At 69.3% G+C, this 25,944-nt stretch carries 20 protein-coding genes; 17 read left to right on the top strand and 3 right to left on the bottom strand.

Features of this window, described 5'->3' with window-relative positions:
- The first annotated feature begins 3 nt into the window (after positions 1–3).
- Complete coding sequence (locus G447_RS11140; RefSeq protein ID WP_026430319.1) at positions 4–741, top strand: alpha/beta hydrolase; 738 nt, start codon at positions 4–6, stop codon at positions 739–741.
- A 1,432-nt stretch (positions 742–2,173) separates the two neighbouring features.
- Here G447_RS11140 and G447_RS0105330 read toward each other — a convergent pair.
- A complete protein-coding gene (locus G447_RS0105330; RefSeq protein WP_051226257.1) occupies positions 2,174–3,304 on the bottom strand; it encodes a PfkB family carbohydrate kinase in 1,131 nt (376 codons plus the stop codon).
- A 171-nt stretch (positions 3,305–3,475) separates the two neighbouring features.
- Between G447_RS0105330 and G447_RS11135 the strand changes: the two genes are divergently transcribed.
- From G447_RS11135 to G447_RS0105310, 4 genes are all read left to right on the top strand, one after another.
- Positions 3,476–8,401 carry a DUF3418 domain-containing protein gene (locus G447_RS11135; RefSeq protein ID WP_081697866.1) on the top strand — a complete coding sequence of 1,642 codons (4,926 nt, stop codon included), beginning with the start codon at positions 3,476–3,478 and terminating at the stop codon, positions 8,399–8,401.
- Complete coding sequence (locus tag G447_RS0105320; protein ID WP_026430317.1) at positions 8,398–8,910, top strand: SprT-like domain-containing protein; 513 nt, start codon at positions 8,398–8,400, stop codon at positions 8,908–8,910. The genes G447_RS11135 and G447_RS0105320 overlap by 4 nt, the downstream gene beginning before the upstream one ends.
- 65 nt (positions 8,911–8,975) lie before the next feature.
- Positions 8,976–9,512, top strand: a complete 537-nt coding sequence (locus tag G447_RS0105315) for a phosphoribosyltransferase (protein WP_005867705.1) — start codon at positions 8,976–8,978, stop codon at positions 9,510–9,512.
- Between the two features lie 10 nt (positions 9,513–9,522).
- A complete protein-coding gene (locus G447_RS0105310; RefSeq protein WP_026430316.1) occupies positions 9,523–10,227 on the top strand; it encodes a nucleoside/nucleotide kinase family protein in 705 nt (234 codons plus the stop codon).
- A 51-nt stretch (positions 10,228–10,278) separates the two neighbouring features.
- Here G447_RS0105310 and G447_RS0105305 read toward each other — a convergent pair whose 3' ends face one another.
- Positions 10,279–11,946, bottom strand: a complete 1,668-nt coding sequence (locus G447_RS0105305; RefSeq protein WP_026430315.1) for a VirD4-like conjugal transfer protein, CD1115 family — start codon at positions 11,944–11,946, stop codon at positions 10,279–10,281.
- A gap of 386 nt (positions 11,947–12,332) precedes the next feature.
- Between G447_RS0105305 and G447_RS0105300 the strand changes: the two genes are divergently transcribed.
- The 9 genes from G447_RS0105300 to G447_RS0105260 all read left to right on the top strand — a co-directional run bounded on the left by G447_RS0105300 (position 12,333) and on the right by G447_RS0105260 (position 21,763).
- The gene (locus G447_RS0105300) at positions 12,333–13,226 is read left to right on the top strand and encodes a hypothetical protein (RefSeq protein WP_026430314.1); all 894 of its coding nucleotides are present in this window, start codon (positions 12,333–12,335) and stop codon (positions 13,224–13,226) included.
- 30 nt (positions 13,227–13,256) lie between these two features.
- Entirely contained in the window at positions 13,257–13,469 is a 213-nt protein-coding gene (locus G447_RS0105295; RefSeq protein WP_005867694.1) for a hypothetical protein, read from the top strand.
- Between the two features lie 69 nt (positions 13,470–13,538).
- On the top strand, positions 13,539–13,955 hold the full coding sequence (locus G447_RS0105290) for a PrgI family protein (protein WP_005867688.1): 417 nt from the start codon (positions 13,539–13,541) through the stop codon (positions 13,953–13,955).
- Positions 13,948–16,335, top strand: coding sequence for a VirB4-like conjugal transfer ATPase, CD1110 family (locus tag G447_RS0105285; RefSeq protein ID WP_005867686.1), 2,388 nt, complete (start codon positions 13,948–13,950; stop codon positions 16,333–16,335). Before G447_RS0105290 ends, G447_RS0105285 begins: the two co-directional genes overlap by 8 nt.
- A 12-nt stretch (positions 16,336–16,347) precedes the next feature.
- Positions 16,348–17,916 carry a C40 family peptidase gene (locus G447_RS0105280; RefSeq protein WP_026430313.1) on the top strand — a complete coding sequence of 523 codons (1,569 nt, stop codon included), beginning with the start codon at positions 16,348–16,350 and terminating at the stop codon, positions 17,914–17,916.
- Positions 17,917–17,974: 58 nt separating this feature from the next.
- The gene (locus tag G447_RS0105275) at positions 17,975–19,219 is read left to right on the top strand and encodes an RCC1 domain-containing protein (protein ID WP_005867702.1); all 1,245 of its coding nucleotides are present in this window, start codon (positions 17,975–17,977) and stop codon (positions 19,217–19,219) included.
- 6 nt (positions 19,220–19,225) lie between these two features.
- Positions 19,226–20,095, top strand: coding sequence for a VirB6/TrbL-like conjugal transfer protein, CD1112 family (locus G447_RS0105270; RefSeq protein WP_026430312.1), 870 nt, complete (start codon positions 19,226–19,228; stop codon positions 20,093–20,095).
- Between the two features lie 68 nt (positions 20,096–20,163).
- A complete protein-coding gene (locus tag G447_RS0105265; RefSeq protein ID WP_026430311.1) occupies positions 20,164–20,898 on the top strand; it encodes an NAD-dependent protein deacylase in 735 nt (244 codons plus the stop codon).
- Positions 20,899–21,214: 316 nt separating this feature from the next.
- Positions 21,215–21,763, top strand: a complete 549-nt coding sequence (locus G447_RS0105260) for a GA module-containing protein (RefSeq protein ID WP_165569168.1) — start codon at positions 21,215–21,217, stop codon at positions 21,761–21,763.
- Between the two features lie 304 nt (positions 21,764–22,067).
- Here the strand turns inward: G447_RS0105260 and G447_RS0105255 are convergent, their stop codons facing one another.
- A complete protein-coding gene (locus tag G447_RS0105255) occupies positions 22,068–22,388 on the bottom strand; it encodes a hypothetical protein (RefSeq protein WP_026430309.1) in 321 nt (106 codons plus the stop codon).
- 169 nt (positions 22,389–22,557) lie between these two features.
- Between G447_RS0105255 and G447_RS0105250 the strand changes: the two genes are divergently transcribed.
- The 3 genes from G447_RS0105250 to G447_RS0105240 all read left to right on the top strand — a co-directional run bounded on the left by G447_RS0105250 (position 22,558) and on the right by G447_RS0105240 (position 25,707).
- Complete coding sequence (locus tag G447_RS0105250) at positions 22,558–24,297, top strand: cytochrome c biogenesis protein CcdA (protein WP_026430308.1); 1,740 nt, start codon at positions 22,558–22,560, stop codon at positions 24,295–24,297.
- A 103-nt stretch (positions 24,298–24,400) separates the two neighbouring features.
- A complete protein-coding gene (locus G447_RS0105245) occupies positions 24,401–24,961 on the top strand; it encodes a sigma-70 family RNA polymerase sigma factor (protein WP_034476482.1) in 561 nt (186 codons plus the stop codon).
- A complete protein-coding gene (locus tag G447_RS0105240; protein ID WP_026430306.1) occupies positions 24,958–25,707 on the top strand; it encodes an anti-sigma factor in 750 nt (249 codons plus the stop codon). Before G447_RS0105245 ends, G447_RS0105240 begins: the two co-directional genes overlap by 4 nt.
- Positions 25,708–25,944 lie beyond the last annotated feature (237 nt).

Raw genomic sequence — 25,944 nt, 5'->3', positions numbered from 1 at the left:
ACGATGATCGACCCCGTTGACAGCCGCGACGCGGCAGTCCTGTTTTCGCACACTTTCCTCGCGGACCGCAGGTCCTCGGCCTTCTTCGACGACATCGCCAGGGCCTTCCGGGGCGCGGGCTACGCGACGCTCGCCTTCGACTACTCGGGGCACGGGCGTTCGGGCGACGAGATCATCACTCTATCCGCGATGATCGAGGACCTCAGAGCGGCCTCGGGGTGGCTGGCGGACCATGGCCATCCCCGGCAGATCGTGCACGCCCACGAGTTCGGGGCGACCGTCGCCCTTGAGGCGCGCCCTCCCTCGGCGGTCACCTACATCCTGTCCTCCCCGGCGCTGGGACCCCTGTCTTACGACTGGACGACGATCTTCTCCGAGGTGCAGCTCTCCGACCTCGAGCGCTACGGGACGACGACCATTCCCGACGACTCTCCCTCCGTGCGACGCCACTTCACCATCTCGAAGCAGACTCTGGCGGACCTGTCAATGGCGGATGCGAAGAAACTCCTCACCGGCCTGGAGGTCCCGACCCTCATCACGCACGACGCAGTGGACGAGGAGACCGGGTTGCTGGACCTCACGCGCGCCGCATTCCCCCTGCTGCCGGACGGGTCGCGCGTCGAGATCACCTCCGACGACGGGCACATCGAGGGAGCCGACCCCGCGCCTGGAGTGCTTCCCCCGAAGACGACGCTGCGCTCGGCGTGCCTGGAGTGGGCGCACAGGTGGATGCCCCGGTAGGGGAACCGGCACGCAGACGGATGCCCCAGTAGGGAGACCGGCACGCAGGCGGATGCCCCAGCAGGGGAACCGGCACGCAGGCGGATGCCCCGAATGCTGGACCGGCGACTCAAAGGCCCACGCAGGACAGCCCCATTGTAGGACGAGGCGGGAGCCCATTGCCGCGTCAGCCACCTGTGGGCGGCGCGCGGATCATTTTGCAAGTGATGTGGCGTTTCCAAAGGGAAGTCCCGCCCCTTGGGCGGGAGTGGGGCTGTTTTGCAAGCGGTGCCGCGTTTTCAAAGGGGTGTCTCACCCCCCGGCCGGACGCTCGGGCTGTTTTGCAAGTGATGTCTCGTTTTCAAAGGGAAGTCTCACCCCTTGGTCGGGTGTGGGGGTTTGTTTTGCAAGCGAAGTGGAGTTCTCAAAGGGAAACCGACGCTTTGCAAGTGTTATAACGCTTGCAAAGCGTGGTATCCCCGTGAAAGCGGAGGCATCGCTGTGAAAACGGGACCCGCCGTGTCGGTACCGCTGTGAAAACAGCCCACGGTGCGCAACACCCGGACTCAAACACTCGCCGACAAGGTGTTCCCACTGCGGAACACCGATCCTGACGGACAAGCACTGCGCCCTCCGGCGCCCGAGGCGCAGACCAGCGCCGCCTCAGTCCCCTCCCTGGGAGCACCGGGCAGGGCAGAAAGCTGACCGAATCCACCAACAGCATGCCCACAGCCTCCACAAGCGGCCCCATTCCCAGCAACCAAGCCAAAACCATACCCAAATTAGCGAGCCGACCAGCCGCCACCCCCACCACGGAACCCTCCCGAACCCAACGAACAGCACTGGGGCACGAAACCACCTACTGGGGCAGGACAACCCCCACTGGGGCAGGTTAATAACCTGCCCCAATACACCGTAACCTACCCCAATGCGGGCGCACGCCCGCCCGCTGCACATTCGGCGCCCCGACTCCTTCGGGCTCCACTGCGAATCCGGGTGGCGACGGGCGGGAGTGGTCCAAAAAGCGTCCGAGTTTCGGGCGAGAACGGGGGCTTGGCGGGCATGTGGTCCAAAAAGCGTCTGAGTCCCACCGAATCCACCCGAATCCGGCCAAAACCATCAAACCCAGACGCATTTCGGACCACCCACGCGCGGAACCCGCCGAACACAGCGAAACCCAGACGCATTTCGGACCACCAGACCACCAGACCACTGGACCACGAGCAGCGCACCACCACCGCACACGGAAACCAGCCCTACCGAGCAGGTAACGGGAACGGTGGATATGACCATCACGCGCAACACCCATATCCTCCCTTCCCCCCGGACTCAGCGGGAGCGGCGTACCAGCCAGATCCACAGACCCGCCCCAACACACTCCAACCCGCCCTATCAATGACCCGGAACCCCCGTCTCGAAACTCTGGTAGAGAGCGACGAAGGCACCCGCCCTATCAATGACCCGGAACACCCCCAGGCCCACCGGGTTCTGCGGCGAGATCTGCCTCGAAGCGCCCCACGCAGCGCTCCAGCTCCGGACTCGACAGCCACCCCCTCGTCCCGAAAGAGGCCACGGAGACGCGCGCCACTGCCGAAGCGAAACGGATGAGCCCCCTCGGGTCGCTGATCGGGGCACCGACCCTCCTGTAACGAGCGCACCCCCATGCGAACGCCCCGTGGAAGGCGTCGCCCGCACCCAGGGTGGACGCACCGTCCACGGGTTCCACCTCCACTTCCCCCGACCGCTCGTCCCACCAGAACTGAATGGGTCCGGGCCCTTGGGTTCGCACCGTCCGGGTGATGCCGAATCCGCGCAAGAACCCGGCGACTTGAGCGCCGTCGGGCGCGCGCAGCAGGGGCGGGACGAAATCGGCGGACACGACTGCCACGTCGACGAGGCCGAGCAGCGGGGTGAACCAGTCCTTCCAGGAGCCGCCGTCGAGGACGCGCAGATGCGCGGGCTTCGCCTCGAGCTCCGCGAAGGGGTCGTCGGAGCCGGCGGCGGGAGGCGTCGCCGCAGTGAGCGCCGACTGGGCGAGCCCGGGGTTGTGCCCGTCGACCAGGACGACGTCCAGGGGCTGCGCGGACTCCAGCGCCCGGCGGGCGAGGGCCGGATCCACCTCGACCCTGGCGTTCGTGGAGGCCACCATCCGGCCCCCGGGGTGCTCGATGATGCCCGAGACCGCGGGCCCACTGCTGTTTGAGGCGGCGGTCGCGTCGACGAGGCGCACGCCCGCCTCCGCCAGGTCGGCGCGCAGGAACTCGGCCGCGGCGCCCACCCCGAGGGCGCTGAGCAGGACGGCCCGGGACTGGCCGGATCCGCCCGCGCCCGCTTCTAGGGAGTCTGATCCTGGCGTACCCGCCCCGTCGCCGCCATTGGCATTACCCGCATCGGCCGCCGCGGTACTGGCGCGCAGGCTCCCCGCCGCGCGCTCGAGGGCCGCGAAGGCGATGGCGGCGTTGGTCGCGGGCCCTCCGGCTGCCATGACGTGGTCGGTCGAGGTCACTTTCACCGTCGGGTCCGGCACGTGGTCCAGCGCATGAATGACATCCAACGTGGTCAGCCCTGCGAAGAGTCCGTTCATGGACTCATTATCCATCGGCACCCCGACGACGGCGGGCACCACCCCGACGACGGCGGACACGGCACCACCCCGACGACGGCGGGCGCAGCCCCGACAGCGGCGGGCACAGGCGCCACCCCAACAGCGGCGGGCGCGGGCGCCACCGCCGGTACTCGTTACACTGGGCGCATCATGCCCGGTGAACACGACAACAGGACCCCCGCCCGCCCAGAACCCGCCCGGGGGGCGAAGGGGCGCCGGAGGGGCCGGTCCGGCGCCCGCCGCGAGCGCGCCCACGTCCACAGGCCCTTCACCCCCCAGCAACTGGCCCAGCGCGCCGCCGCGATCCCGGTGGTGGTTTTCCCGGATCTGCCGGTGTCCGCGCGCCGTGACGAGATCGCCGAGGCGATCCGGGACCACCAGGTGGTGATCGTGTCGGGCGAGACGGGCTCGGGAAAGACGACGCAGCTGCCGAAGATCTGCTTGCAGTTGGGGCGCGGCGTGACGGGGATGATCGGGCACACCCAGCCCAGGCGCCTCGCGGCCCGTTCCGTGGCCGACCGCATCGCCGCCGAACTGGGGCAGACCGTGGGCCGTGCTCCGGGACAGGTGGTCGGCTACCAGGTGCGTTTCACCGACGAGGTGGGCCCCACCACACTGGTCAAGCTGATGACCGACGGCATCCTACTGGCGGAGATCCAGTCGGATCCGATGCTGGAGCGCTACGACACGCTCATCATCGACGAGGCCCACGAGCGCAGTCTCAACATCGACTTCATCCTGGGGTACCTGGCGCGCCTTCTGCCCGCCCGCCCGGACCTGAAGGTCATTATCACGTCGGCGACGATCGATTCGGCGCGTTTCGCCGAGCACTTCGGCCGGTGGGACGGCCCCGTGGGCAGGGGGCGCCCCATCGAGCCCGCACCCGTCATCGAGGTGTCGGGGCGCACTTTCCCCGTGGAGATCCGCTACCGCCCCCTGGCCGCGGACCTGGCTCCGTCGCACTCCTCCGCGCTGGACGGGGCCGACGGGGCGGGAGCCGGCACCGGCCCGGGAAGCGGGGGAAGCGGGGCCGCGCCGGACGGCGCCGACGGGGCGGGGGCTTTCGAGCAACTGGTCCTGGAGGACCCAGACGACGACCTGCCGACACTGGGCTACGGCCTGGGCGAGGACATCGACGTGGAGACGGCGATCTGCCACGCGGTGGACGAGTTGAGCGCGGAGGGCGACGGCGACATCCTGGTTTTCCTGCCGGGCGAACGCGACATCCGGGACACCGAGTCGGCGCTCTTGGACCACTTGGGCGCGCGCGGGGTGCGCGCGGGCGAGGACAGGGGCGCGCTGCCGGGTTCCATCGAGATCCTGCCCCTCTACGCGCGCCTGACCGCCGCCGAGCAGCACCGGGTGTTCGAGCCGCACCGCCTGCGCCGGGTGGTCCTGGCGACGAACGTCGCGGAGACCTCGTTGACCGTCCCGGGCATCCGCTACGTGGTGGACCCGGGCCTGGCGCGCATCTCCCGCTACTCGAACCGGACGAAGGTGCAGCGTCTGCCGATCGAGCCGGTCAGCCAGGCGAGCGCGAACCAGAGGGCGGGCCGGTGCGGGCGCGTGGCTGACGGGATCGCGATCCGCCTGTACTCCCAGCGGGACTACGAGGCGCGCCCCCGTTTCACGGAGCCGGAGATCCTGCGCACGTCCCTGGCCAGCGTGATCCTGCAGATGGCGTCGCTGGGCCTGGGGCCGGTCGAGGACTTCCCCTTCGTGGACGCGCCCGAGCGGCGGGCGGTGCGCGACGGCGTGAACCTGCTGGTCGAGATCGGCGCCCTGGCCCCGGACGGCCCCTCCAACGCGGGCTCCGGGAGGGCCGGGCACCGTCTCACCCGCATCGGCCGCGATCTGGCGCGGCTGCCGATCGACCCGCGCCTGGGCAGGATGCTGCTGGAGGCGGACGCGAACGGGTGCGCCTCGGAGGTGCTCGTCATCGTGGCGGCCCTGTCCATCCAGGACGTGCGCGAGCGCCCCACCGAGCACCAGGCGGCGGCCGACGCCGCCCACGCGCGCCTGGCGGACCCCCATTCGGACTTCATCACCTACGTGAACCTGTGGCGCTACCTCAACGTGCAGGCGCGGGACCTGTCGGGGTCCGCGTTCAGGCGCTTGTGCCGCGCCGAGTTCCTCCACTACCTGCGTTTCCGCGAGTGGCGCGACGTGGTGAACCAGTTGCGCCAGATGGCCCGCCCCCTGGGCATCAGCGCCGGCCCTGTGGGGGAGCCCCCGCACCGCGATGTCGTCGAGGCGGCGGCCTCGGGGGGCGCCGCAGACGCGGCGGCGCGCGCTGTCGTGGCCTTCACGCAGGGCACGGCGACGGTGGACGCGGACCAGATCCACCGCTCGCTGCTGGTGGGCCTGCTGTCCAACCTGGGCAGTTGGGACGAGTCGAAACGCGATTACGAGGGCGCGCGGGGCACCCATTTCACGATCTGGCCGGGTTCGGGCGTGGGCGGGCGCCCGGCGTGGGTGATGGCCGCGGAGCTGGTGGAGACCTCGCGCCTCTTCGCCCGCACGGTGGCGCGCATCCGCCCCGAGTGGGTCGGGCCCGCCGCCGGCGCCCTGGTCAAACGCGTCCACTCCGAGCCCTACTGGTCCTCGTCCAAGGGCGCGGCGATGGTCAAGGAGAAGGTCCTGCTCTACGGCCTCACCCTGTCGGCGGACCGCCCGGTGCTGCTGGGCGGGCTTGGCGACACGGTGATCGACGAGGCGGGGGCGTCCTCGTCGGGGCTGCTGGGCGCGGCGCCGGGAGCTGGGGCGCTGGGCGCGGGGCCCCTGACGGCGAGGGCTTTGGCGCGGGAGATGTTCATCCGCCACGCGCTGGTGGAGGGGGAGTGGCGCGAGCGCCACGCCTTCCAGCGCGCCAACGAGGAACTGGTGGAGCAGGCCAGGGAGGTGGAGCGGCGCAGCCGCACCCACGGGCTCGTGGCAGACGAGGAGGCGCGCTTCGCCTTCTTCGACGACCTGGTCCCCGAGGACGTCGTGTCGGCCGCCCACTTCAACCGCTGGTGGAAGGGGGCTCGCCGCTCGCGCCCGGACCTGCTCACCTACCCGCGCGCCCTGCTGCTGCCGCGCGGAGCGGGCGAGGGGGACGGCTTCCCCGACCACTGGGTGGGCGGAGGGGTGCGCCTGCCCGTGTCCTACGAGTTCTCGCCCGGGTCCCCGCGGGACGGGGTGAGCGTGCGCGTACCGGTCGAGGCTCTGGCCCGCGTGAGCGATGAGGGCGCGGACTGGCTGGTGCCGGGGATGGTGGAGGAGCTGATCACAGGGACGATCCGCGCCCTTCCCAAGGCGAAGCGGCGCCTGCTGGCCCCCGCGCCCGAAGCCGCCTCCCGCATCGCACAATGGTTGGCGGACAATCCATCGGGTGCAGCCCCGGCTCGCGACCGGACCGCCCCCACCCGCGCCGATGACCGCGAAGACCCCGCTTCCCTGTCCGCGGCGATGGACCGTCTGGCCCGGTGGGGGGCGTCGACGGGCACGGCGCGCACCGACCGCCCCCGCTCCGGGGCCAAGGGCAGGGAGAGCGCCCGGGGCGCGGCGCGCGCCGACCGCCCTCGGGGGCCCGCCACTGCGGACCCCCAGGAGGCTGCGACCACGCCTGCCCAGGGCGCCCCTGGGGGGACGCCCCCGGCTGGCAACCAGGCGCCGACGACGGGCGCCGCGCCCCGGCGCCCCCCTTTCGCGACCGCCTTCGCCTCCGCCGTGCGCGAATTGCGGGGTGTGGACCTGTCCGAGGCGGACCTCGCCCACGCCGCCGAGCACCTGCCCGACCACCTTCGGATGACTTTCGTCGTCGTCGACTCCCGGGGGCGCGAGCTCGGGGCGGGGAAGGACCTCGCCCACCTGCAGCACTCGCTGGCCGGGGCCGCCGACCAGGCCGTGCGCCGCGCCGTCCGCGGCGCCATCGCCCAGGCGATGGAGGACGCGCAGGCCGGCCGCAACCGCAGGGGGAAGGCAGCGGAGGGCACAGGAAGAGCCGCAGGAAGCAGGAAGAAGAGCGGATCCGCCAGGGGCCGGGGAACCGGGGCAGACGGACGAACGGCCGGGACCACCGGCGCCCGGGCCGACGGGCGAAGGGACGCATCCGCCGGCGCCTCCCCCTCCCGCGCCGGGGGCGGGGCGGACGCCGCGGCGCTGAGCGCCCTCAACGAGGACTCCATCACTGCGATGCCCGCGCTCCCGCGCGCGGTGGTCTCCCGGGCGGACGGCCTGTCCCTGAGGGCCTTCCCCGCCCTGGTGCCCCAGGGCAGCGCCGACGACCCCCGCGCGGGCGTCCGCGTCATGGCCAACGCCGCCGAGGCCGCCAGGGAGCACCGCCTCGGCCTTGCCCGCCTGCTGCTCCAGCGGGTGCGGTTGGCGACGGCCCGCGTCACCACGCGGTGGACCGGCCGCGAGGCGCTGATGCTGGCCGCCTCCCCCTACAGGGGGACGGACGCCCTGGTGGCGGACGCGCAGCTGGCCTCCGCCCTGTCCCTGGTGGACCAGCTCTGCGCGCCCGACTCGGTCCGCGGCCCTGAGGACTTCGAGTGCCTCGTCGCAGCGGCCCGCGGGCGCCACGAGGACCGGGTCCACGAGATCCTCGGGCACGTCGTGCGCGCCATGGAGGCCCACAGCGAAGCCGAGGGCGCCGTGGCCGCCCACCCGCAGGCCTCGTTGCGCGAGGTCGTCGACGACGTAAGGGAGAACACGCGGCGCCTGGTCCACGCGGGTTTCCTCGCCGACACCCCATTCGAGGCGCTGCCCCACCTGGCGCGCTATTTGCGCGCTGGGGCCGTTCGCATCGACCGGGCCTCCCAGTCCGCGCCGGCCCTGGAGCGCGACCTGGCGGACATGGACCGCCTCGAGGACGCGGCCAAGCGCCTGGACCGGGCGCGCCAGGCAGCGGGTAGGCGCCCCTACGACGCGGAAACCGCCCGCCTGCTCTCGCAGGCGCAGTGGATGGCCCAGGAACTGCGGGTCTCGCTCTTCGCACAGAGACTGGGCACGCCGAACAAGGTGTCCTTCAAGCGCCTGCTCGGGGTCATCGCCGACGCGGAGGCGGCCGTGCGCCCCGGGGGGCGGTCGTGAGGCGCGAGGAGGCCCGCGTCCTCGCGCGCGCCCTGATGGACGACGCGGGCCTGGGGCAGTGGGGTTTGCGCTTCGACCGAGCCAAGCGGCGCGCGGGCTCCTGCACTCACGCCACCCGCACGATCTCCCTGTCGGGGCCCCTCACTGACATCTACGACGAGGCCACGGTGAGGGCGGTCGTCCTCCACGAGATCGCCCACGCCCTGGTGGGCCCCAGCGAGGGGCACGGCGCGCGGTGGCGGGAGGCGGCCAGGGCGCTCGGCGCACCGGACTCGGCGACACTGCCCGGCGCCCTTCCCGCCCCCGATGCCCCGTGGGTGGGGACCTGCCCGGCGTGCGGGGCGCAGCGCCGCCTTTTCCGCGCGCCCAGGAGGGTCGCCTCGTGCGGCGCGTGCGCCCGGGTGTTCGACGCGGACCGCATCCTCACGTGGACCCGCGACGGGGCGCCCGCCTCGCCGGGCGGCGCCTACGCCCGGGAGCTGGCGCGGGTGCGACGCTCCCGGCGCTGAGTGCGCATCGGGCGGTTCCGGCGGCTAAAATCAACGCAACACCGCCTGGAGCGAAAGAAGGAACCATGGCCGAGGCCTCCGCCAGTCCAGACGCAACCGACGCCCCCGACCGCGAGGTCCTCACATGGCAGGGGTTCGGGGACGCGTCGCGCGAGCTCGCCACCCGGATCGCTGATTCCGGGTGGGTGCCCGACCTGATCGTCGCGATCGCCCGGGGCGGCCTCATCCCCGCCGGGGCGATCGCCTATGCCATGGACGTCAAGGCGATGGGGACGATGAACGTGGAGTTCTACTCCAGCGTCGGGCAAACCCTGGCCGAGCCGGTGCTGCTGCCCCCGCTCATGGACGTGTCGGCGATGGACGGCAAACGCGTGCTCGTCGTCGACGACGTCGCCGACTCGGGGAAGACGCTGAAGATGGTGATGGACTTGATCGCCGAGCACGGGCTCACCCTGGACGGCGGCGCCCCCGTGCGGGTCGATGCCCGCAGCGCGGTGGTCTACAAGAAGCCGGTGTCCATTATCGAACCCGACTACGTGTGGCGCCACACCTCCCAGTGGATCAACTTCCCGTGGTCGACGCTGCCCCTCATCAAGCCCTGAGGCGGGCGCCATGGCCAGCACTCCCCCCGCCGCCCGCGACTCCTCGGGAGTCCCGCATTTCCCGTCTCCGCCGGACTCCGCCTCGTTGGAGTCCTCGGCCCGGATCGCGCGCCGCGTCGTCGAGGAGGTGGCCGACCGCGTCGGCAACGGCGGGCGCGTGCGCGTCCTGGGGCTGACGGGCCCACCGGGGACCGGCAAGTCGACGGTGGCCGCGCTCGTGGCGGACCTGCTGCCCAAGGCGGGGATCCCGCTGGCCGGGATGGCGCCGATGGATGGCTTCCACATGTCGAACCGGGTGCTCGCCGAGGCGGGGATCGCCGACCACAAGGGGGCGCCCGACACATTCGACGTGGGGGGTTTCGTCGCGCTGCTGGAAAGGATCCAGCGCGCCGAGGCGACGGTGCTGGCGCCCGACTACCGCAGGGAACTGCACGAGCCGGTCGCCGCGTCACTGCGGGTCGCGCCCGAAGGCGTGGCGGTCACGGAGGGCAACTACCTGGGCCTGGACCTGCCGGGCTGGTCGCAGGTGCGCGGGCTAGTCGATGTCCTGGTCTACGTGGACACGCCCGAGAACGAGGTGCTGCGGCGCTTGGTCGCCCGCCACGAGGCGTTCGGGCGCGACCGCGCGGCCGCCGCCCACTGGGTGCGCACCGTGGATCTGGCGAACATCCGCCTGGTCGCCTCCACGCGCCCGCGCGCGGACCTGGTGGTCTAGGGCGTGCGGGCGGGCGGCGCGCTGCTCCGTTCCCCCCTCCACGCGCGGCGCTCACGGTTCCCGGGCGGGCAGTTTGTCCGAGAGGAACGGCGGCAGTCCCCGCAGGGCGAAGACACAGCGGCCGGGGTCCAGCCCCGCGAGCTCGTCGGCGGTGAGCAGTTCGCGCCCGAGGCGCCTCCACGACTGCGAGAAGGCGCCCACCGACCCCTTGACGGTGGCGGAGTCCACGGTGTCGATGGTCTCCCTGCCCAGGCGGCCCACGATCCACCGCAGGGTCGTCTCCTCGTCGCCGCCCATGAAGAGCTTGGAGTCGCAGTTGCCGACGATGCCCTCCCAATCGTCCCCGTAGAGCGCCCTGCCCTGCGAGTAGGTCTGGACTATGACGCAGGCGGATATCCCCCGTTTCCCCATGACCCCCAGTTTCGCCTCGAATCCGGGAATCCTGCCCACTGTGGCGAAGTCGTCCATGAAGCACTGGACGGGCACGGGCAGGCGCCCGCCCGGACTGCGGTCGGCGGCGGCGCTGTTGACCCGGACCACGAGGTCGTAGAACAGGCTGACGAGGAAGTCCAAGGACCTGTGCGAGTCGGGGACGACCAGGAACACGGCGGTCTTGCGCTGCCCGATCAGCTCCGTGCCGATCGTGTCCGAGGACAGGGCCCGCCGGATGGACACGATGCGCAGGGGGGCCAGCCGCGATCCCAGCGAGGCGCGGACCGCCAGCCGGGTGGAGTCGGGTCCCTGGGAGTAGGCGGCGTACTGGGAGCGGGCGAACTCACGGATCTGCTCCCTGCGGACGGCCGCCTCGTCGGCGAGGAGCCATTCGGGGCCACCGGGGTCGGGGTTGGCGCCTCCGGCGAACAAGGCCCCCCCGTCGCCGCCGGCGGCGTCCAACTGGGCGAGGAGGTCCGCGACCGCGCCGAGGGAGGCGCCGTGGGGGTCGGAGGCGTAGGCCTGTGCGCACAGCGCGGCCAGGAGCGCGCGCTCAGCGTTGTCGCTGAGGGCGTCGTGGAGCGCCCCCGGCATGGGCGCGGTGTTCGCCAGGAGCGCATCGACCAGGATCAGGAGCTCGACCTCGGCGTTGCCCGCGTCGATGTGGGCGAAGGGGTTGAAGGAGTCCCCGTGGGCGGCGGGGTTGACCAGGTCGAGGGTCCGGATCTCGTACCCGTTGGCGCGCAGGTGGCCCTCGGTCGCTGCCTTGACACGGCCGCCGGGGTCGGTGACCACGTAGGAGGTCGATGCCTGGAGCAGGTTGGGGACGACGAAGCGGCTGGTCTTGCCGGTCCCCGACGCCCCGACGACGAGCGTGTTGAGGTTGCGCCGGGTGGCGCGCGTGTCGAGGCTGAGGCACTCGGTGCGGGTGAGCAGCAGGTTCCGGGCGGGGTCCGGGTCCACCATCGGCCGGATGTCACGGGGGCCGCCCCACCGCGCGGAGCCGTGCTCCTGGTGGGCCCGGATGTTGGTGCGCGCCCCGATGCGGTAGACGACGGCGAGGAGCATCAATGCGGAAGTGATCACACCTGCGAGCACGTCGGGGCCGTCGAAGGAGAAGTGCGTGAGGACGGGCAGGTCCTTCCAGAAGCCGTCGAGCACATCGCCCACCGTTCCGCCCCCCCGGACGATGGAACGCACCTGGTAGCTGATCTTGTCGCCAACGGCCCAGGCAAGAAGGCACAGGGCGCCGACGACCACTGGGGCCCGCACGCGCGACTTGTCCACTGGAGTCCGCCTTCCGCTCGTGGGCGCCTCCGCGGCGAGGAGGGGCCCGCCACCCGCCGTCAGCGCGGCGCCCCTTCGGAGCGCACCGCCTCATGGCCGATCAGGAGAATACTACCGGGTGCGCGTGCTGGAAGCCGGTCGGGAGCCCATCGGCCATCCCCATGCAATATCGTCTGACCACTTCAGCGGTCTTTGAGCACATCCACCACACGCCCCACTCCCACCCCGCCGATCCCAACGGATGGCGTCTTTCAATGCGGTCAGCGTTGTTTGACCTGGATGCCAATCGGTACCACAATGGGGGGCGAGGAAAATACCCATCGACTCGGCTGGTCCCCGTCGGCTCTCGCGCCGACCTATCCCGCCAACTCTTGAAAGGAAGGGTCATGAGGCGAACATTCATCGCTCTGGCCGCCGCGGCCACCATCGGTGTGCCCACCCTCTACTCGGGTGGCGCCCAAGCCGAGCCCGCGACCACCGGAACCATCAACGGCGACGGGCACACCCAGGCTCTCCACACGACGCGCGGCGTGCTCGCACCCACGGCGCCCATGCTGGAGATCCACTGGGCACTGAACGACGACAAGAATCCACCGGCGCCCGACGGGCCCACCGACCCCAAGCCGCCGACGCCCAGCCCCTCGGAGCCGGGCGAACCCGACATCCCCGCGCCCAACCCGGGGCCCACCACGCCCCCGGCGCCTACGCCCACGCCGGAGGATCCGCCCACGCCCGACGACCCGAACCCCGGGCCCACTCAGCCGCCGGCCCCGGGCAACCCGGATCCGACGCCCGGGAACCCCGATCCGACCCCCGGCCCCGGCGTCCCCACGCCGGACGACCCGGCCAAGCCCTCGCCCGGGCCGACTACCCCCAACCCGGGGCCGACCGCGCCCAACCCGGGGCCCACCACGCCCCCGGCGCCCGGTACCAATCCGACCAACCCGCCCGCGCCGACGCCCGGGCACACCCCGTCCAAGCCCGGACCCCGGTACAAGGCGTCCGACCGTGGAACGCCCCCACTGCCCGCGGGACAGGTCCCCTCGGGCCTCCCGCCCGCGCCCAACGGCATCGGCGACGTCTCGACTTTGGCCGGCGGCGCCCCCGGCCCCGAGGCCGCGCAGGCGCCCGCACCCAGCGTGAACACCCAGCGCCCGAGCGCTTCCGAACTCGCGCAGACCGGTGCGAGTTCCAGCGCACTCACCTCGGCGGCCTTCGGCGCCACCGGTCTCGCGCTCATCGCCATGCGCCGCAGGGCCCGCAAGCGCTCCCGCGCCTGAAACCGCCCAGTCGAACACCCCGGAGGAAATATGGACGCTAATGTCGTCAACGAAGCTCTTCATCTGCTCGTCAGGTTCGCCACCATCGGTGGTGGCCTGTGGGCGATCTGGGGCGTTGTCGTTCTGGCGGGCGGACTCAAGGACCACAACGGGCCCGGCATCCAGTCCGGCGTGTGGCAGCTGGTTGGCGGCGGCATGATCGTCGCGGCTGCGCAGTTGTTCGGGCAGATCAGCCTCCACTAACCGAATGGCCCGCGGTGGGGCGCCGCTGAGGACGCGCCGCCCCACCGCCGGTCCCGCACAAGGACACACATGGCGATAGAGATCCAGGTACCACGCGAAATCACCGCGTATCAGGCCAAAGTGGTCATGGGGATGTCATGGCGGCAGCTCGCGTGCGCTGCCGCCATGACCATCCTCGGTTTCGCGACGGTCTTCATCGGCTACCTCGCGGACTTCGTCGAAACGAGCCAGTACATAGTGATCGCGATCATCATCCCCTTCGCGGCCCTGGGCTGGTACCGGCCGCGCGGCCTCCCCTTCGAGAAGTACGCCGGGTACATCATCAACCACCAGCGCAGCCGCCAGTTGTACGTGTACGGGATGATCTCCCAAGTCCAGCCATCCGCAGACGGCGGGCCGGTTCCGCGCAAAGCCAAGCGGAACCACAAGAAGACCAAATCCCGCCGCAAAGGCAGCCTGCCCGTGGAGCGTGACTCGTATGTTTAAGTCGAAGAAAGAAACAGACAAGCCGAAGAAGAAGAAGAAAGTCTCGCGGCGCCAGATCCTGCGTGCTCAGGACGTCCTCGACTACGAGGCGCTCATGGACTCGGGGATCTGCGTCCTCGACGACCAGCACTTCTCCATCACGCTCCGCCTGTCCGACGTCAACTACGTGATCGCCCCGCCCCACCAGCAGGAATCGATCATCGAGCAGTACGCGAAGTTCCTCAACAGCTTCGACTCCGCCCACCACCTGCAGGTCAGCGTCGTCAACAGGGTCATGGACCAGGAGACGGTCGAGGAGGCCGCCTTCATGCCCTACCGGCCCGACTCGCACAACGCCCTGCGCCGCGAGTTCAACCGGGTCATCCACGACCGCCTTGCCACCGGCAGGAACAACACGGTGACCGACAAGTACTTCACGATCACCGTGGAAGCCGAGGACTACGCGGACGGACGGGCGCGCCTGATGCGCGTCGCCACCGAGAGCATCAGCCACCTGCGCAGCGTCGGCGGCTGCACCGCGGACGTGGTCACTGGGCAGGCGCGCGCCCGCGTCATCCACTCCTTCACGCGCCCCGGCGAGCGCTTCGACTTCGACTACGCCCAGCTGGTGGATCCGGGGAAGTCGTCGAAGGACTTCCTTGCGCCGGCGGTCTTCGACTTCTCCAACGCGCGCCACGTGCGGATCGAGAACGAGGCGGTCTCCTACCTGCGGGTCCTATGGCTGGAGGAGCTGCCCGCCTGGCTCTCGGACAGGCTCATCAAAGAGCTCACCGACCTCAATATGAACCTGGGCGTCTCACTGCACATCAGCCCCATCGACCAGGGCGAGGGCCTGGACCTGGTCAAGCGCCGCCTCGCCGACATGTCGATCCAGCGCGCCAACGAGACGCGCAAGCTCACCAAGCAGGGCCTGCCCTACGACCTCATGCCCCACGAGCTCGAGGCGTCCTACGAGGCGGGCGTCGACCTGCGCCACGAGTTGGAGACGTCGAACCAGAAACTCTTCACCACGACCCTGCTGGTGGGCGTGGCGGCGAGCAGCATCGAGGAACTCGACTCCCGTTGCGAGCGGGTCATCCAGGTGGGCAACCGCCAGTCCTGCCGCTTCTCGACGGCCCGCTACATGCAGGAGGCCGCCTTCAACGCCTTCCTGCCACTGGGCAGGTGCAGGCTGCCCCTGTTCCGCACCCTGACAACCGGCACCACTGCGGTCATGATCCCCTTCACCTCCCAGGAGCTCTTCGAGGAGGACGGCATCTGCTATGGGGTGAACGCCCTGTCGAAGAACCTGATCCTCGCCTCCCGCTCCACACTGATGAACGGCAATGCCTTCTTCCTGGGCACCTCCGGATCCGGCAAGTCGATGTACGGGAAGTCAGAGATCCACCAGGTCCTGCTCAACCGCCCCGAGGACGAGGTCATCATTATCGACCCCGACCGGGAGTACGCGCCCGTCGGGTACGAACTGGGCGCGACCACGGTGGAGATCCACGCGGGTTCCCAGCACTGCGTGAACCCGATGGACATCGTGCGCGATTCGACGGAGGGCGACCTGGTGCGCCTCAAGTCCGAGTTCGTCCTGTCGATGTGCGAGTTGCTGATCGGCGGCACGACGGGCCTGTCGCCCTCGCAGCGCTCGATCATCGACCGCTGCGTCACCGCGATCTACAACACCTTCTTCTCCAAGCGCAGAGCGACCATGCCCACCCTGGCCACGTTGACCGACATGATCCGACGGCAGGACGACGCCGAGGCGCCGCAGCTGGCGACCAGCCTCGAGCTGTACTCGACCGGCTCGTTCTCAGGGTTCTCGCAGCAGACGAACGTCGACACCTCCAACAGGTTCGTCATCTACGACATCTCCCAGCTCGGCCAGTCGCTGCGCTCGTTCGGCATGCTCATCATCCTCGAGCAGATCTGGAACCGCGTCATCAAGAACCGCGCGAAGGGCATCCGCACGTGGCTGTACATCGACGAGTTCCACCTGCTGTTCTCCAACGACTACGCGGCCGCCTACTTCCAGTCGATCTTCAAGCGGGCCCGCAAGTACGGCCTGAACCCGACGGGGCTCACGCAGAACATCGAGGAGCTGCTCATGTCCGAGCGCGCGCGCCTGATGCTGGCCAACTGCGACATGCTGGCCCTGCTCAACCAGACGCCCACCGACGCGGAGTCCCTGCAGGAGCTCTTCCAGTTCTCGGACGAGCAGCGCGGCTACTACTCCCACGTCCCCGCGGGACAGGGCCTGCTGAAGATGGGCCAGGTCGTCATCCCCTTCGACAACTCGATCCCGGTCGATACACGGATGTACAAGGTCTTCTCGACGAAGCCCGGTGAGATGATCGACGCCCAGCAGTACCGACAACCGATGAGCAGGTGAGGGGAGAACGCCATGAAGTTCCAGCAGCAAGCCGGCCCGACGATCAAGTACGCCAAGACGGAGCTGAAAACGCGCGTCGCCTCGATCACGCAATCGTCGGGATCCGCCCTGCACGAGGGCGCTCATGGCGTTCCGCAAACAACCGGCGGGACCGCCCTGCACGAGGGCGCCCGCGGCGCCACCCACCAGGTCGGCGCCGCCCAGGCGAACGGGTTCGACGCCGCGTCCATCCACTCCGATCCGGTCGGAGCGGTTGGCTCCAACGCCTCGAGCCTGATCCCCAAGGAGTCGATACGGGCTGTCGGGGACAACCTTCTGGTCGTGGGCAAGAAGGGCGCGGCGACTGCCGCCAAGGGGGGCATGGTCGGCGGGAAGCTGGTCAGCGGAGGCTCCAAGTCCCTCCTGCTCAAAACGCGCGGGCTGGGCGACGCCCTGTCCTCCCTGGGCGGGATGACCGGCAAGATGTCCGCAGCCATCAAGGCGTCCAAGCCCATGATGCTGCTGGGGGCGATCAACGGGACCAAGGCCGCCAGCATTGCGGCGCACGCCGCCCAGGCTGTCTCGCATTTCATCGTCGTCGCGTCGAAAGCGATCGGCAGCCTCGTCGCCACAGCGCTGATGGCGGCGAAGAACCTGTCCCTGCTGGGCATGGTCACGGTCCTCGCCACATTCCTGTCCTCCTTCCTCGGCTCCCTGGGGATCGAGATCGCTCAGCAGGAGAGGACCGTGGGCAGAAGCGTGGCTGCGAACGTGCCCCCCGAGTACGCCCAGTACGTCAACCAAGCGGGATCCATGTGCCCCGAGATCACGGCCCCCCTGATCGCCGCGCAGATCGAAGCGGAGTCCGGGTGGAACCCGAACGCGACCTCGCCCGTCGGAGCCCAGGGCATCAGCCAGTTCATGCCGGGCACCTGGGCGACGCAGGGCGGGGACTACAACGGCGACGGGCGCGCCGATCCCCTGGACCCCGCGGACGCGATCCCCTCACAGGGGCATTTCATGTGCTCGATCGTGGCGACGCTCAACCCCTACGTCGCCTCCGGCGCGGTGGCGGGCAGCATCCAGGAGGTCGCCCTGGCCGGTTACAACGCCGGCCCCGGAGCGGTGATCAGCAACGGCGGGATCCCGCCCTACGCCGAGACCCAGAACTACGTCTCGAAGATCCTCTCCCTCATGGTCAAGTACCAGGCAGCGCAGGACGTCGCCCCTGTGGGCGGTTCGCTCGGAGACGCGCTCGAGTGGGCGAAGTCCATCGCCATGGACGACACGAACCACTACGTTCTGGGCAGCCAGGGCCCCACGGCCTGGGACTGCTCGGGCCTGACGGGCGCGTTCATGGCGCGCTTGGGCGTGTCCCTGCCCCGCACGGCCAGGGAGCAGTCCACCGCGCCCGGCGGCGTCGATGTCCCCTACGACCAGATGCAGCCCGGGGATCTGATCTTCTGGGACTGGGGGGACGGCAGTTGGCACACGGCCATCGCACTGGGCGGCGGCCAGATGGTGAGCGCGGACTCACCGGAGAGCGGCATCAATATCGAGCCCATCTTCCCCGGTGTGCGCAACGTCCGCCGCTTCTTGTGACGCCCCCGCGCACCCCGCGCCCGTTCTGCTATGAAGTCCGCTATGAGGAGAATCCCCAATGTCCATTGACCCCCGCGTGACCGTCGTCGAGCTCTACGAACTCGCCTGTAACCGTAGCCTGTGGAGCTACGCGTTCTTCGACGACCTGGAGTCCCACGGATCGTCGTGGCTCCAGCTGCGCGACTGGTGTCTGTTCGCCAGGGGCGTCCAGAACTTCGCGGAGATCCCCGACCCGCCCGCCCCACCCGCCGAGCTGGTCGAGGGGAGCCGGTCGCGCGGCATCTTCTCGCGCAAGCGCAAACCCCCCCGCAACCCGGTCATCGACGGCTCCGCGCCCCCTCCCCCGCGCAAGGCGCCGAAGAAGAAGCAGGGCTTCGTGGCCCCCACCTCGACCGGGGGAACGCTGAGCTCCTCGGTCCCCCTCCCCGCGATCATCGCGGGGGTCGTGGTGATCATCCTGTGCCTGGGCCTGCTCGTGTTCCAGCTGGTGAGGAACCAGAAGCCCGCGACGGACCCCACTGCGGGGGGCGAGGTCGGACCCGCGTCGGGCGCCCAGCAGAGCGCCGCGATGTCGGGGACTTCGGCGACGAAGGCCTCGAGCAGCGCGGGGACCACGGCTGGCGGCGCCGTCCTCACAGCCGGCGGCCAGGCGTTCTCGTGCATCGCCGAGGACAAGGAGGTCACGTGCTCAGGCGAGAACTCGATGGGCCAGCTCGGCACGGCCGACTTGGCGACCGCGCGCACTTTCACCTTCTCACTGCCCACTGCGGTGCGCTCCCTGGTGGCCGGCGACGACTTCGCCTGCGCCGCGACCTCGTCGGAGGTGTGGTGCTGGGGGGACAACCGCTGGAGCCAGACCGGCCACGGCAACAGCGAGGTCACATCCCCCAGCGCGGTCGTGGGGGTCCCTGGCGGCGCCATCAAGGACATCGCGGCGGGCAGGGCCCACGCCTGCGCACTCACGGACCAGGGCGTGTGGTGCTGGGGGGTGAACACCGCCCACCAGGTCAAGGACAGCGACGACACGTACCTGTCCCCGACGAAGGTGGAGGGCCTCGACGGCCTCGAGATCACGGGCATCGAGGCGTCGAACTTCACGACCTTCGTCCGCGCGACGCGCGGCGTGTGGGCGTGGGGCGACAACACGCGCCACCAGATCACCAGCACTGACAGCGCGTACCTGCCGCCGACCCAGATCAGCGAGCCGACGGAGGGCACGGGGAACCCCGGGGGCACGGGGGCCACCCAGGCGCCGTCTCAGAACGGGGCGCCCGCCAACCCGTCGAATCAGCGGGCCCAGTGACGCACCATGAAAGACGCGCTCAAGAAGCTGGTCGAGTTCCTCTTCAACGGCTATGCATCATCAGTCGAAAGTGTGACTAAAGACATATTGGACTTTAGTAACGGCACCAGCAAAGTAGTGTCTGATATCGCAACTTTTGCGGTGATGCCCGTCGCCCTCACAGTCCTCGCGATCGTGATGATGGTGGAGCTCAACCGGAAGGCATCCCACATCGAAGCCGACCACCAGACGGGCGTGAAACTCATCGCCGCCGTGATCTTCAAGTACATCATCCTGGTGATGGCCGTGAAGAACTCGGGCATCCTGCTCAACGCCATCCGCGCCCTCATCACCGGCGTGATGGACGACTCACATGTAGACCCAGAGGGCACGGGCGTTTCCGTGAACGAGAACAGAGCAGCGGTCGACGCCTTCCACGCGAGCATCGACAAGGCCTCGTCGGTGGACCAGGTGGGCATGCTCATCTTCCTCCTCATCCCCTTCCTGGTCACCCTGGCAGCCAAGGCGACGCTCATGATCGTCGTGCTGCTGCGCTTCGCGGAACTGTACATGCTCACCGCCTTCTCCCCCCTGCCCTTCGCCTTCCTGGGCAACGACGAGACCAAATCCTTCGGCACTTCCTTCCTGAGGAAGTACGTCGAAGTGTGCATACACGGCGTGTGCATCATCGTCAGCATCCACATCTACAAAGGCATCATCAGCGTGGCCTCCAAGGCCGAGAACGGCTCCTTCCTGGAAGTGAGCCCGCTCGGCTCGGACGACCCCCTGGCGTGGCTGGTGGGCAACTACCTTCCGATCCTCGTGACCCCGGTGATCCTCATGATGGTGGTCCTGGGGTCGGGCAAGATCGCGAAAGCGATAGCTGGGAACAGCTGATGCGCCGCTGGCGCGCCCGGACGGTGCTACCGTTGCCGTAGGCGGCAGCATGTCCGAAGGGGGTCATCATGGGTGACGACGCGTCCACCCTGGCGCAATGGATCGCCGAGGCGCACGATATCGTGTTCTTCGGAGGCGCGGGGGTGTCGACGGAGTCCGGGATCCCCGACTTCCGGGGCGCGACGGGCTTCTACCACCAGGACCGCGAGATCCCCCTCGAGCGGGTGCTGTCCATAGACTTCTTCTCCGCCTGCCCCGATGCCTACTACGCGTGGTTCGCCGAGGAGACCGCCCGCGAGGGGGTCGCCCCGAACGCCGCCCACCGTTGCCTCGCCGACCTCGAGCGCGCCGGGAAGCTGAAGGCGGTGGTCACCCAGAACATCGACGGCCTCCACCAGGCCGCGGGCTCGAAGCGGGTGTTCGAGCTCCACGGGAACTGGACGAGGCTGGAGTGCACGGGGTGCGGCGCGCGCTCCACCATCGATGACTTCGACGAGGTCCGGGCCGGGCGCGTGCCCCACTGCCCGTCGTGCTCCGCCGTGGTGCGCCCGGACATCGTGTTCTACGGCGAGGCGCTGGACCCTGCGACGCTGGAGGGGGCCGTCCTGGCCATCGCGGGGGCGGACATGCTGATCGTGGGCGGGACATCGTTGGCGGTCTACCCGGCGGCCGGGCTCATCGACTACTACCGGGGTGGACGCCTCGTCCTCATGAACGCGACGCCCACCCCCTATGACGGGCGCGCCGACCTCATCATCCGCGAACCAATCGGGCGCGTGTTCACACAGATCCAGGGCCGCTAGCGCGCCGCTCCAAGTAGGAGTGCTCGTATTGGCATACCCGAGGGTTCCGCGGACTCCAGATCTGCACCGGTCGCAGCCCGGTCCTCCGCACTCAAAGGCCGACGACAGCCCACAACGCGTAGGGCAGCAGACTTATGAACAGCGCTAGTTCTCCAGGCCCCTTCCGGTTTCATCCCGTGCGTGGTTGAATTATCACGTCTCATTAATCGCGAAGCCGCATGGCTCCGCTTCAACAGATAGAGGAGAAGCGATCCTAATGAATCTTCATAGGATTGGCCGCTCGCTTGTGGTCGCCATTGCCGCTTGTGTTGTGTCTATGAGCACACTCACCGGGTGTGGCCCGTCGGTGTCGGACGCCAAGGCCGAGGCCTACCAGAAGCTCGACAGCCTCTCCGACCTGGACACGACCGACCGCGAGGAGTTCAAGCCCCGGCTCGACAGCGCAACGGACAAGACCACCATCGACCAGGTCGTAGCCGAAGCGGAGGCGCGCAATCAGGAGAAAGCGAACGACAAAGCATCCAAGGCGTCTGCGGGACAAGCAGAAGTGGACAAGGTCAAGAGCCTCAACCTGAGCGGGAAGACCATGACCTATGAGGGGCCGAATCAGCAGTCATGCATAGGATTGAGCCTGCGCTTCAACGAGGATGGCAGCATTACACAAGTGGAGGAGAAACGCGGCTGTTCAGCTCCCCGATCCTGGAAGATCCAAGAAACGCCCGATTGGAACGGGAACGCGGGCCTGTATTTCGACAACGATATGTCTGATAACGTGGACTTCGACATCCTGGACGACGGGAAAATCCAGTTCACGCATACCCCGTGGGGGAGCGCCATTCTACTGGGGACTTGGAGCCTCAGCTAGGGTCCGCGTACGGGGTCACCGAACTGGTGACCCCGTGGGAGCACTGAGCACTGCATGGTTTGATGGCCCTTCAGAGTTGGGTGTGGGTGGAGACGCGTAGTTCTGCGGCGGTGAGGAGCATTCGGAGGCAGCCGCAAGGCGCTCGCTCCGGCCAGTCGCAACTCCCTCAGCCGGGGCACCCGGTCACCCACACCCAACCCTGAAATACCGCAAGCGCCCACAGATGGGCCAAGGGCGGCGGGACATCATATGGATTAGCCCGCCGCCCTTGGGACTCTAGGACGCCCCGAGCCGCGGCCTACTGCTACCCCTTCTTCCCGTCATCCATCTTCCCGTCGTCCATCTTCCCATTATCCGTCTTCCCATCGTTCATCTTCCCGTCGTCCATCTTCCCGTCATCTGTCTTCCCATCATTCATCTTCCCGTCATCCGTCTTCCCGTCGTGCATCTTCCCGTCATCTGTCTTCCCATCGTCCATCTTCCCGTCATCCGTCTTCGTGCCCTGCGTCATTGACGGCGACGACGGGTTCTCCATCTTGTCGTTGGCGGAGTTCCCGCAGGCCGCCAAACCAGCGGCGAAGACGACGGAGAGAGCGGCTGCCAGAGCCGCGCGGCGAATACTCATTGCGTGATTCCTTCTGTTGACGGGCGCTCCGTTAGCGCCTTCACCCTCCTATTCGGCGCGAACAGCGCCACGGATCACCTAGTCATCAGTGACATACGGCACACGACATCCGCTGATCCACGACTGCGACCGCGACGAATCAGGAGTAGCACCACACGAAAGGAGCATCATGACAACCCTGGTCCTCATCGGATTCCTCGGTGGCCTCATCACGGGCATCTCCCCGTGCATCCTCCCCGTCCTCCCCGTCATCTTCCTGGCGGGTGGCGCCGCTTCAGCGCGCCCCTCCCCTTCCTTCGCTGTTGCACCGGGCACCGGTATCTCCCTCGGGGGGACTCCCGGCGCACAGGAAGACCACCGCGCGACCCGGCCAGTGCCCCGTGCCCCCTCGAAATGGCGCCCCTACCAGGTCGTCGCGGGACTGGTCCTCAGCTTCACAGCATTCACACTGCTCGGCTCGACACTGCTCACAGCGCTCCACCTGCCCCAGGACTTCATCCGGTGGGCCGGAGTGGTCCTACTGGTCCTCATCGGCGTGGGCATGATCGTCCCACGGTTCATGCACGTCCTGGAGAAGCCCTTCGCCGCATTCTCCAAGGCCGGTAAGCACACGGGGGCCAACGGCTTCGGCCTGGGCATCGTCCTCGGCGCCGCCTACGTGCCCTGCGCGGGGCCCGTACTGGCGGCGGTGAGCGTCGCCGGCTCCACCGGCCGCATCGGGGCCGACACCGTGGCCCTGGCGCTCTCCTTCGCCGCGGGCACAGCGATCCCCCTCCTGGTCTTCGCCCTAGCGGGGCGCCGCCTCACCGAGCGCGTCTCCGCGTTCAGCCGCCACCAGCGGCGCGTGCGCATCGCCGCGGGCGCCACCGTCCTGGCGTTGGCCGCCGGGATCGTCACCGACTTGCCCGCCGTCCTCCAAAGGGCACTGCCCGACTACACGTCAGGACTGCAGCGCAGCGCCGATCCGGGACTGAGCAGGGGCGGAGGCCAGCGCTCAGCCTGCGTCGACGGCGCGACGACCCTGGCGGACTGCGGCGCGCTCCCCTCCTTGAAACCCACCGCGTGGCTCAACACGGACGGCGAGGAGGCCCCCCAGGGCAGTGGAGCGACCCTGGTCGACTTCTGGGCGTACTCGTGCATCAACTGCCAGCGCTCCATCCCCGGGATCGAAAAGCTGTACGAGGCGTACCGCCCCTACGGGCTCCAAGTCATCGGCGTCCACTCCCCCGAGTACGCCTTCGAGAAGGAGACCGCGAACGTCCAATCCGGGGGCGACAAGCTGGGCATCACCTACCCGATCGCCGTCGACTCCGACCTGGAGACCTGGACGAATTTCGACAACCACTACTGGCCCGCCCAGTACCTGGCCGACGCGCACGGGCAACTGCGCTACACGCACTTCGGAGAGGGCGGTGAGGCGACCCTGGAGTCACTGATCCGCCAGCTCCTGGCCGACCAGGGCAACGCACTGCCCGACCCGCTCTTCACCAACGACGGCGTCAAAGGAGTGGCCTTTCACCGCACGCCCGAAACCTACTTGGGCCATGAACGCGCTGCGCGCTTCGCGGGCACGGAGGCCTACTCCGCCGGGACGCGCGACTACGCGGCCCCGGCCTCGCTAGGCGCGGACCGCTTCGCCCTGCAGGGGCGGTGGAGCATCGGCGCCCAGTCGATCAGCCCCGCCGACGACGAGGCGGAACTGCGCCTCATGTGGCGCGGGCGCCGCGTGGACCTGGTGGTCTCAGGCGAGGGCGACCTCACCTGGGAGATGGACGGCCAGACCCACACCCAGCATGTGAGCGGCACCCCGAACTCGATGACGCTGGTGAACGGGGACACCGATACCTCAGGGCTGCTCACCGTCACGGCCAGCAAGGGCTTGGCGCTCTACTCCTTCACCTTCGGGTGACGGCGTGGCCGCGGAGGAACAGGTGGCCTTGGCAGCGCCGCCCCGGCGGAGACCCCGCCCGGCGCCGGGCGCCCCCCGGCGCCGGGCGCCACGGCCCTCTACCATGAGCACCGTGACTGACACCGCCGCACGCGACCTGGGCCGCGAAGAACTGCAGCTGGTCGCCGAAGGGGACAAGCGGGCGTTCGCGAGGCTCTACGACACCTGGGCGCCCACGCTCTTCGCGCTCATCCGCTGCGTCCTCAAGGACCGCGCCCAAGCAGAAGAGGTCCTGCAGGACACGTTCCTCCACGTGTGGAGGCGCGCCCCCTCCTACGATCCCAGTCGCGGCAGCGTCCGCGTCTGGCTCACCACCATTGCCCGCAGGCGGGCCATCGACCGGGTGCGCTCGGCCCAGGCGGCGCGCGACCGCGAACTCGCCTCGCCCCCGGACGTGGACTGGGACCAGACGGCGGAGGAGGCGGAGTCCCGTATCGCGGGCGGAGCCGTCCGCCGCGCCCTCAACTGCCTGGGGGAGCCGCACAAGACCGTCATCCTCCTGTCGTATTTCGGGGGACTGAGCCATTCGAGGATCGCCGATGCGACGGGACTGCCGCTCGGCACCGTGAAAAGCACGATCCGCCAGGCCCTCGCCCGCCTGCGCGCCTTCTTGGAGGAACGATGAGCGACCACATCTTCGACGACGACGAGACCGCTGCCCGCCTCGCCGCCTCCCTCGCCCCCATTGAACCGCCTGCACACGTGCGCGACGACCTCCTCGCCGCGATCGAGGAGGTCGAGCAGGAACAGTGGCCGCAGGCCCCCGAGGAGGCTTCCGCGCGCGACCGGAGGGTCATCCCCTTGTTCGCGCGCGTCCTCACTGCGGCGGCTGCGGCGGTCGTGCTCTTCGCAGCGGGGATAGGCGTGGGCCGGTGGACCACGATGACCTCAATGGAGTCCACCAGCCACTACGCCGCCCTCAACCAGGCGCAAGACGTGCGGCGCTCCACCGACACCATGCCCGACGGGCACGTTGTCACCCTCACCTGGTCGCCGGAAATGGGGATGGCTGCGATCACCACGCCCTCGGCGCTGCGGGCACCCGAGGGACAGGTGATGCAGGTGTGGGCGCGCCACGGAAACACCGTCGAGTCCCTGGGCATTTACGAACGGAGGGGCGGGGACTACTCCTTCGTGGACATCATGCCCCAGCCGGGCAGTGAGATCTTCTTGACCTTCGAGCCCGGTAGCGGCTCCGCCCAGCCGACAGGCGAGCCCCTGGTGGTCCTGCGCGTCGGGGCCGCGGACCCGGCCCCCGCCCCGAGCGCCGCCACACCGGACAGCGGGCCCACCTCGGACGGGGCCTCCCCCACAACCGCGCCCACCTGGGACGGGGGACGCTCGCCTGGCGGACAATCGGGCGCAGTCTAGATGGCGCCGCGCAGCCCCGTTTTACGCACACAAGGACCGGAATTACGCAACATGCGACCGCACACAAGGGCGGAATCAAGCCGTTGTGTGCGCAGTGTGTTTCGTAAATCATCTCCCTTGTGTGCGTGCCCGACTAGGCCGTGTTGTCTGATTCCGGTTCCTTGTGTGCGCGGTTGAAGGAGAGGGCTGCGCGTGCGGCTCGTTGTCGGTGCTTTGAGAGGCTTCGCGCGCGCTGCA

Source organism: Schaalia georgiae DSM 6843, assembly GCF_000429245.1.
GTDB lineage: Bacteria > Actinomycetota > Actinomycetes > Actinomycetales > Actinomycetaceae > Pauljensenia > Pauljensenia georgiae.
The sequence above is the reverse complement of the archived record's forward strand: the minus strand, read 5'-3'. Positions and strand labels throughout refer to the sequence as shown.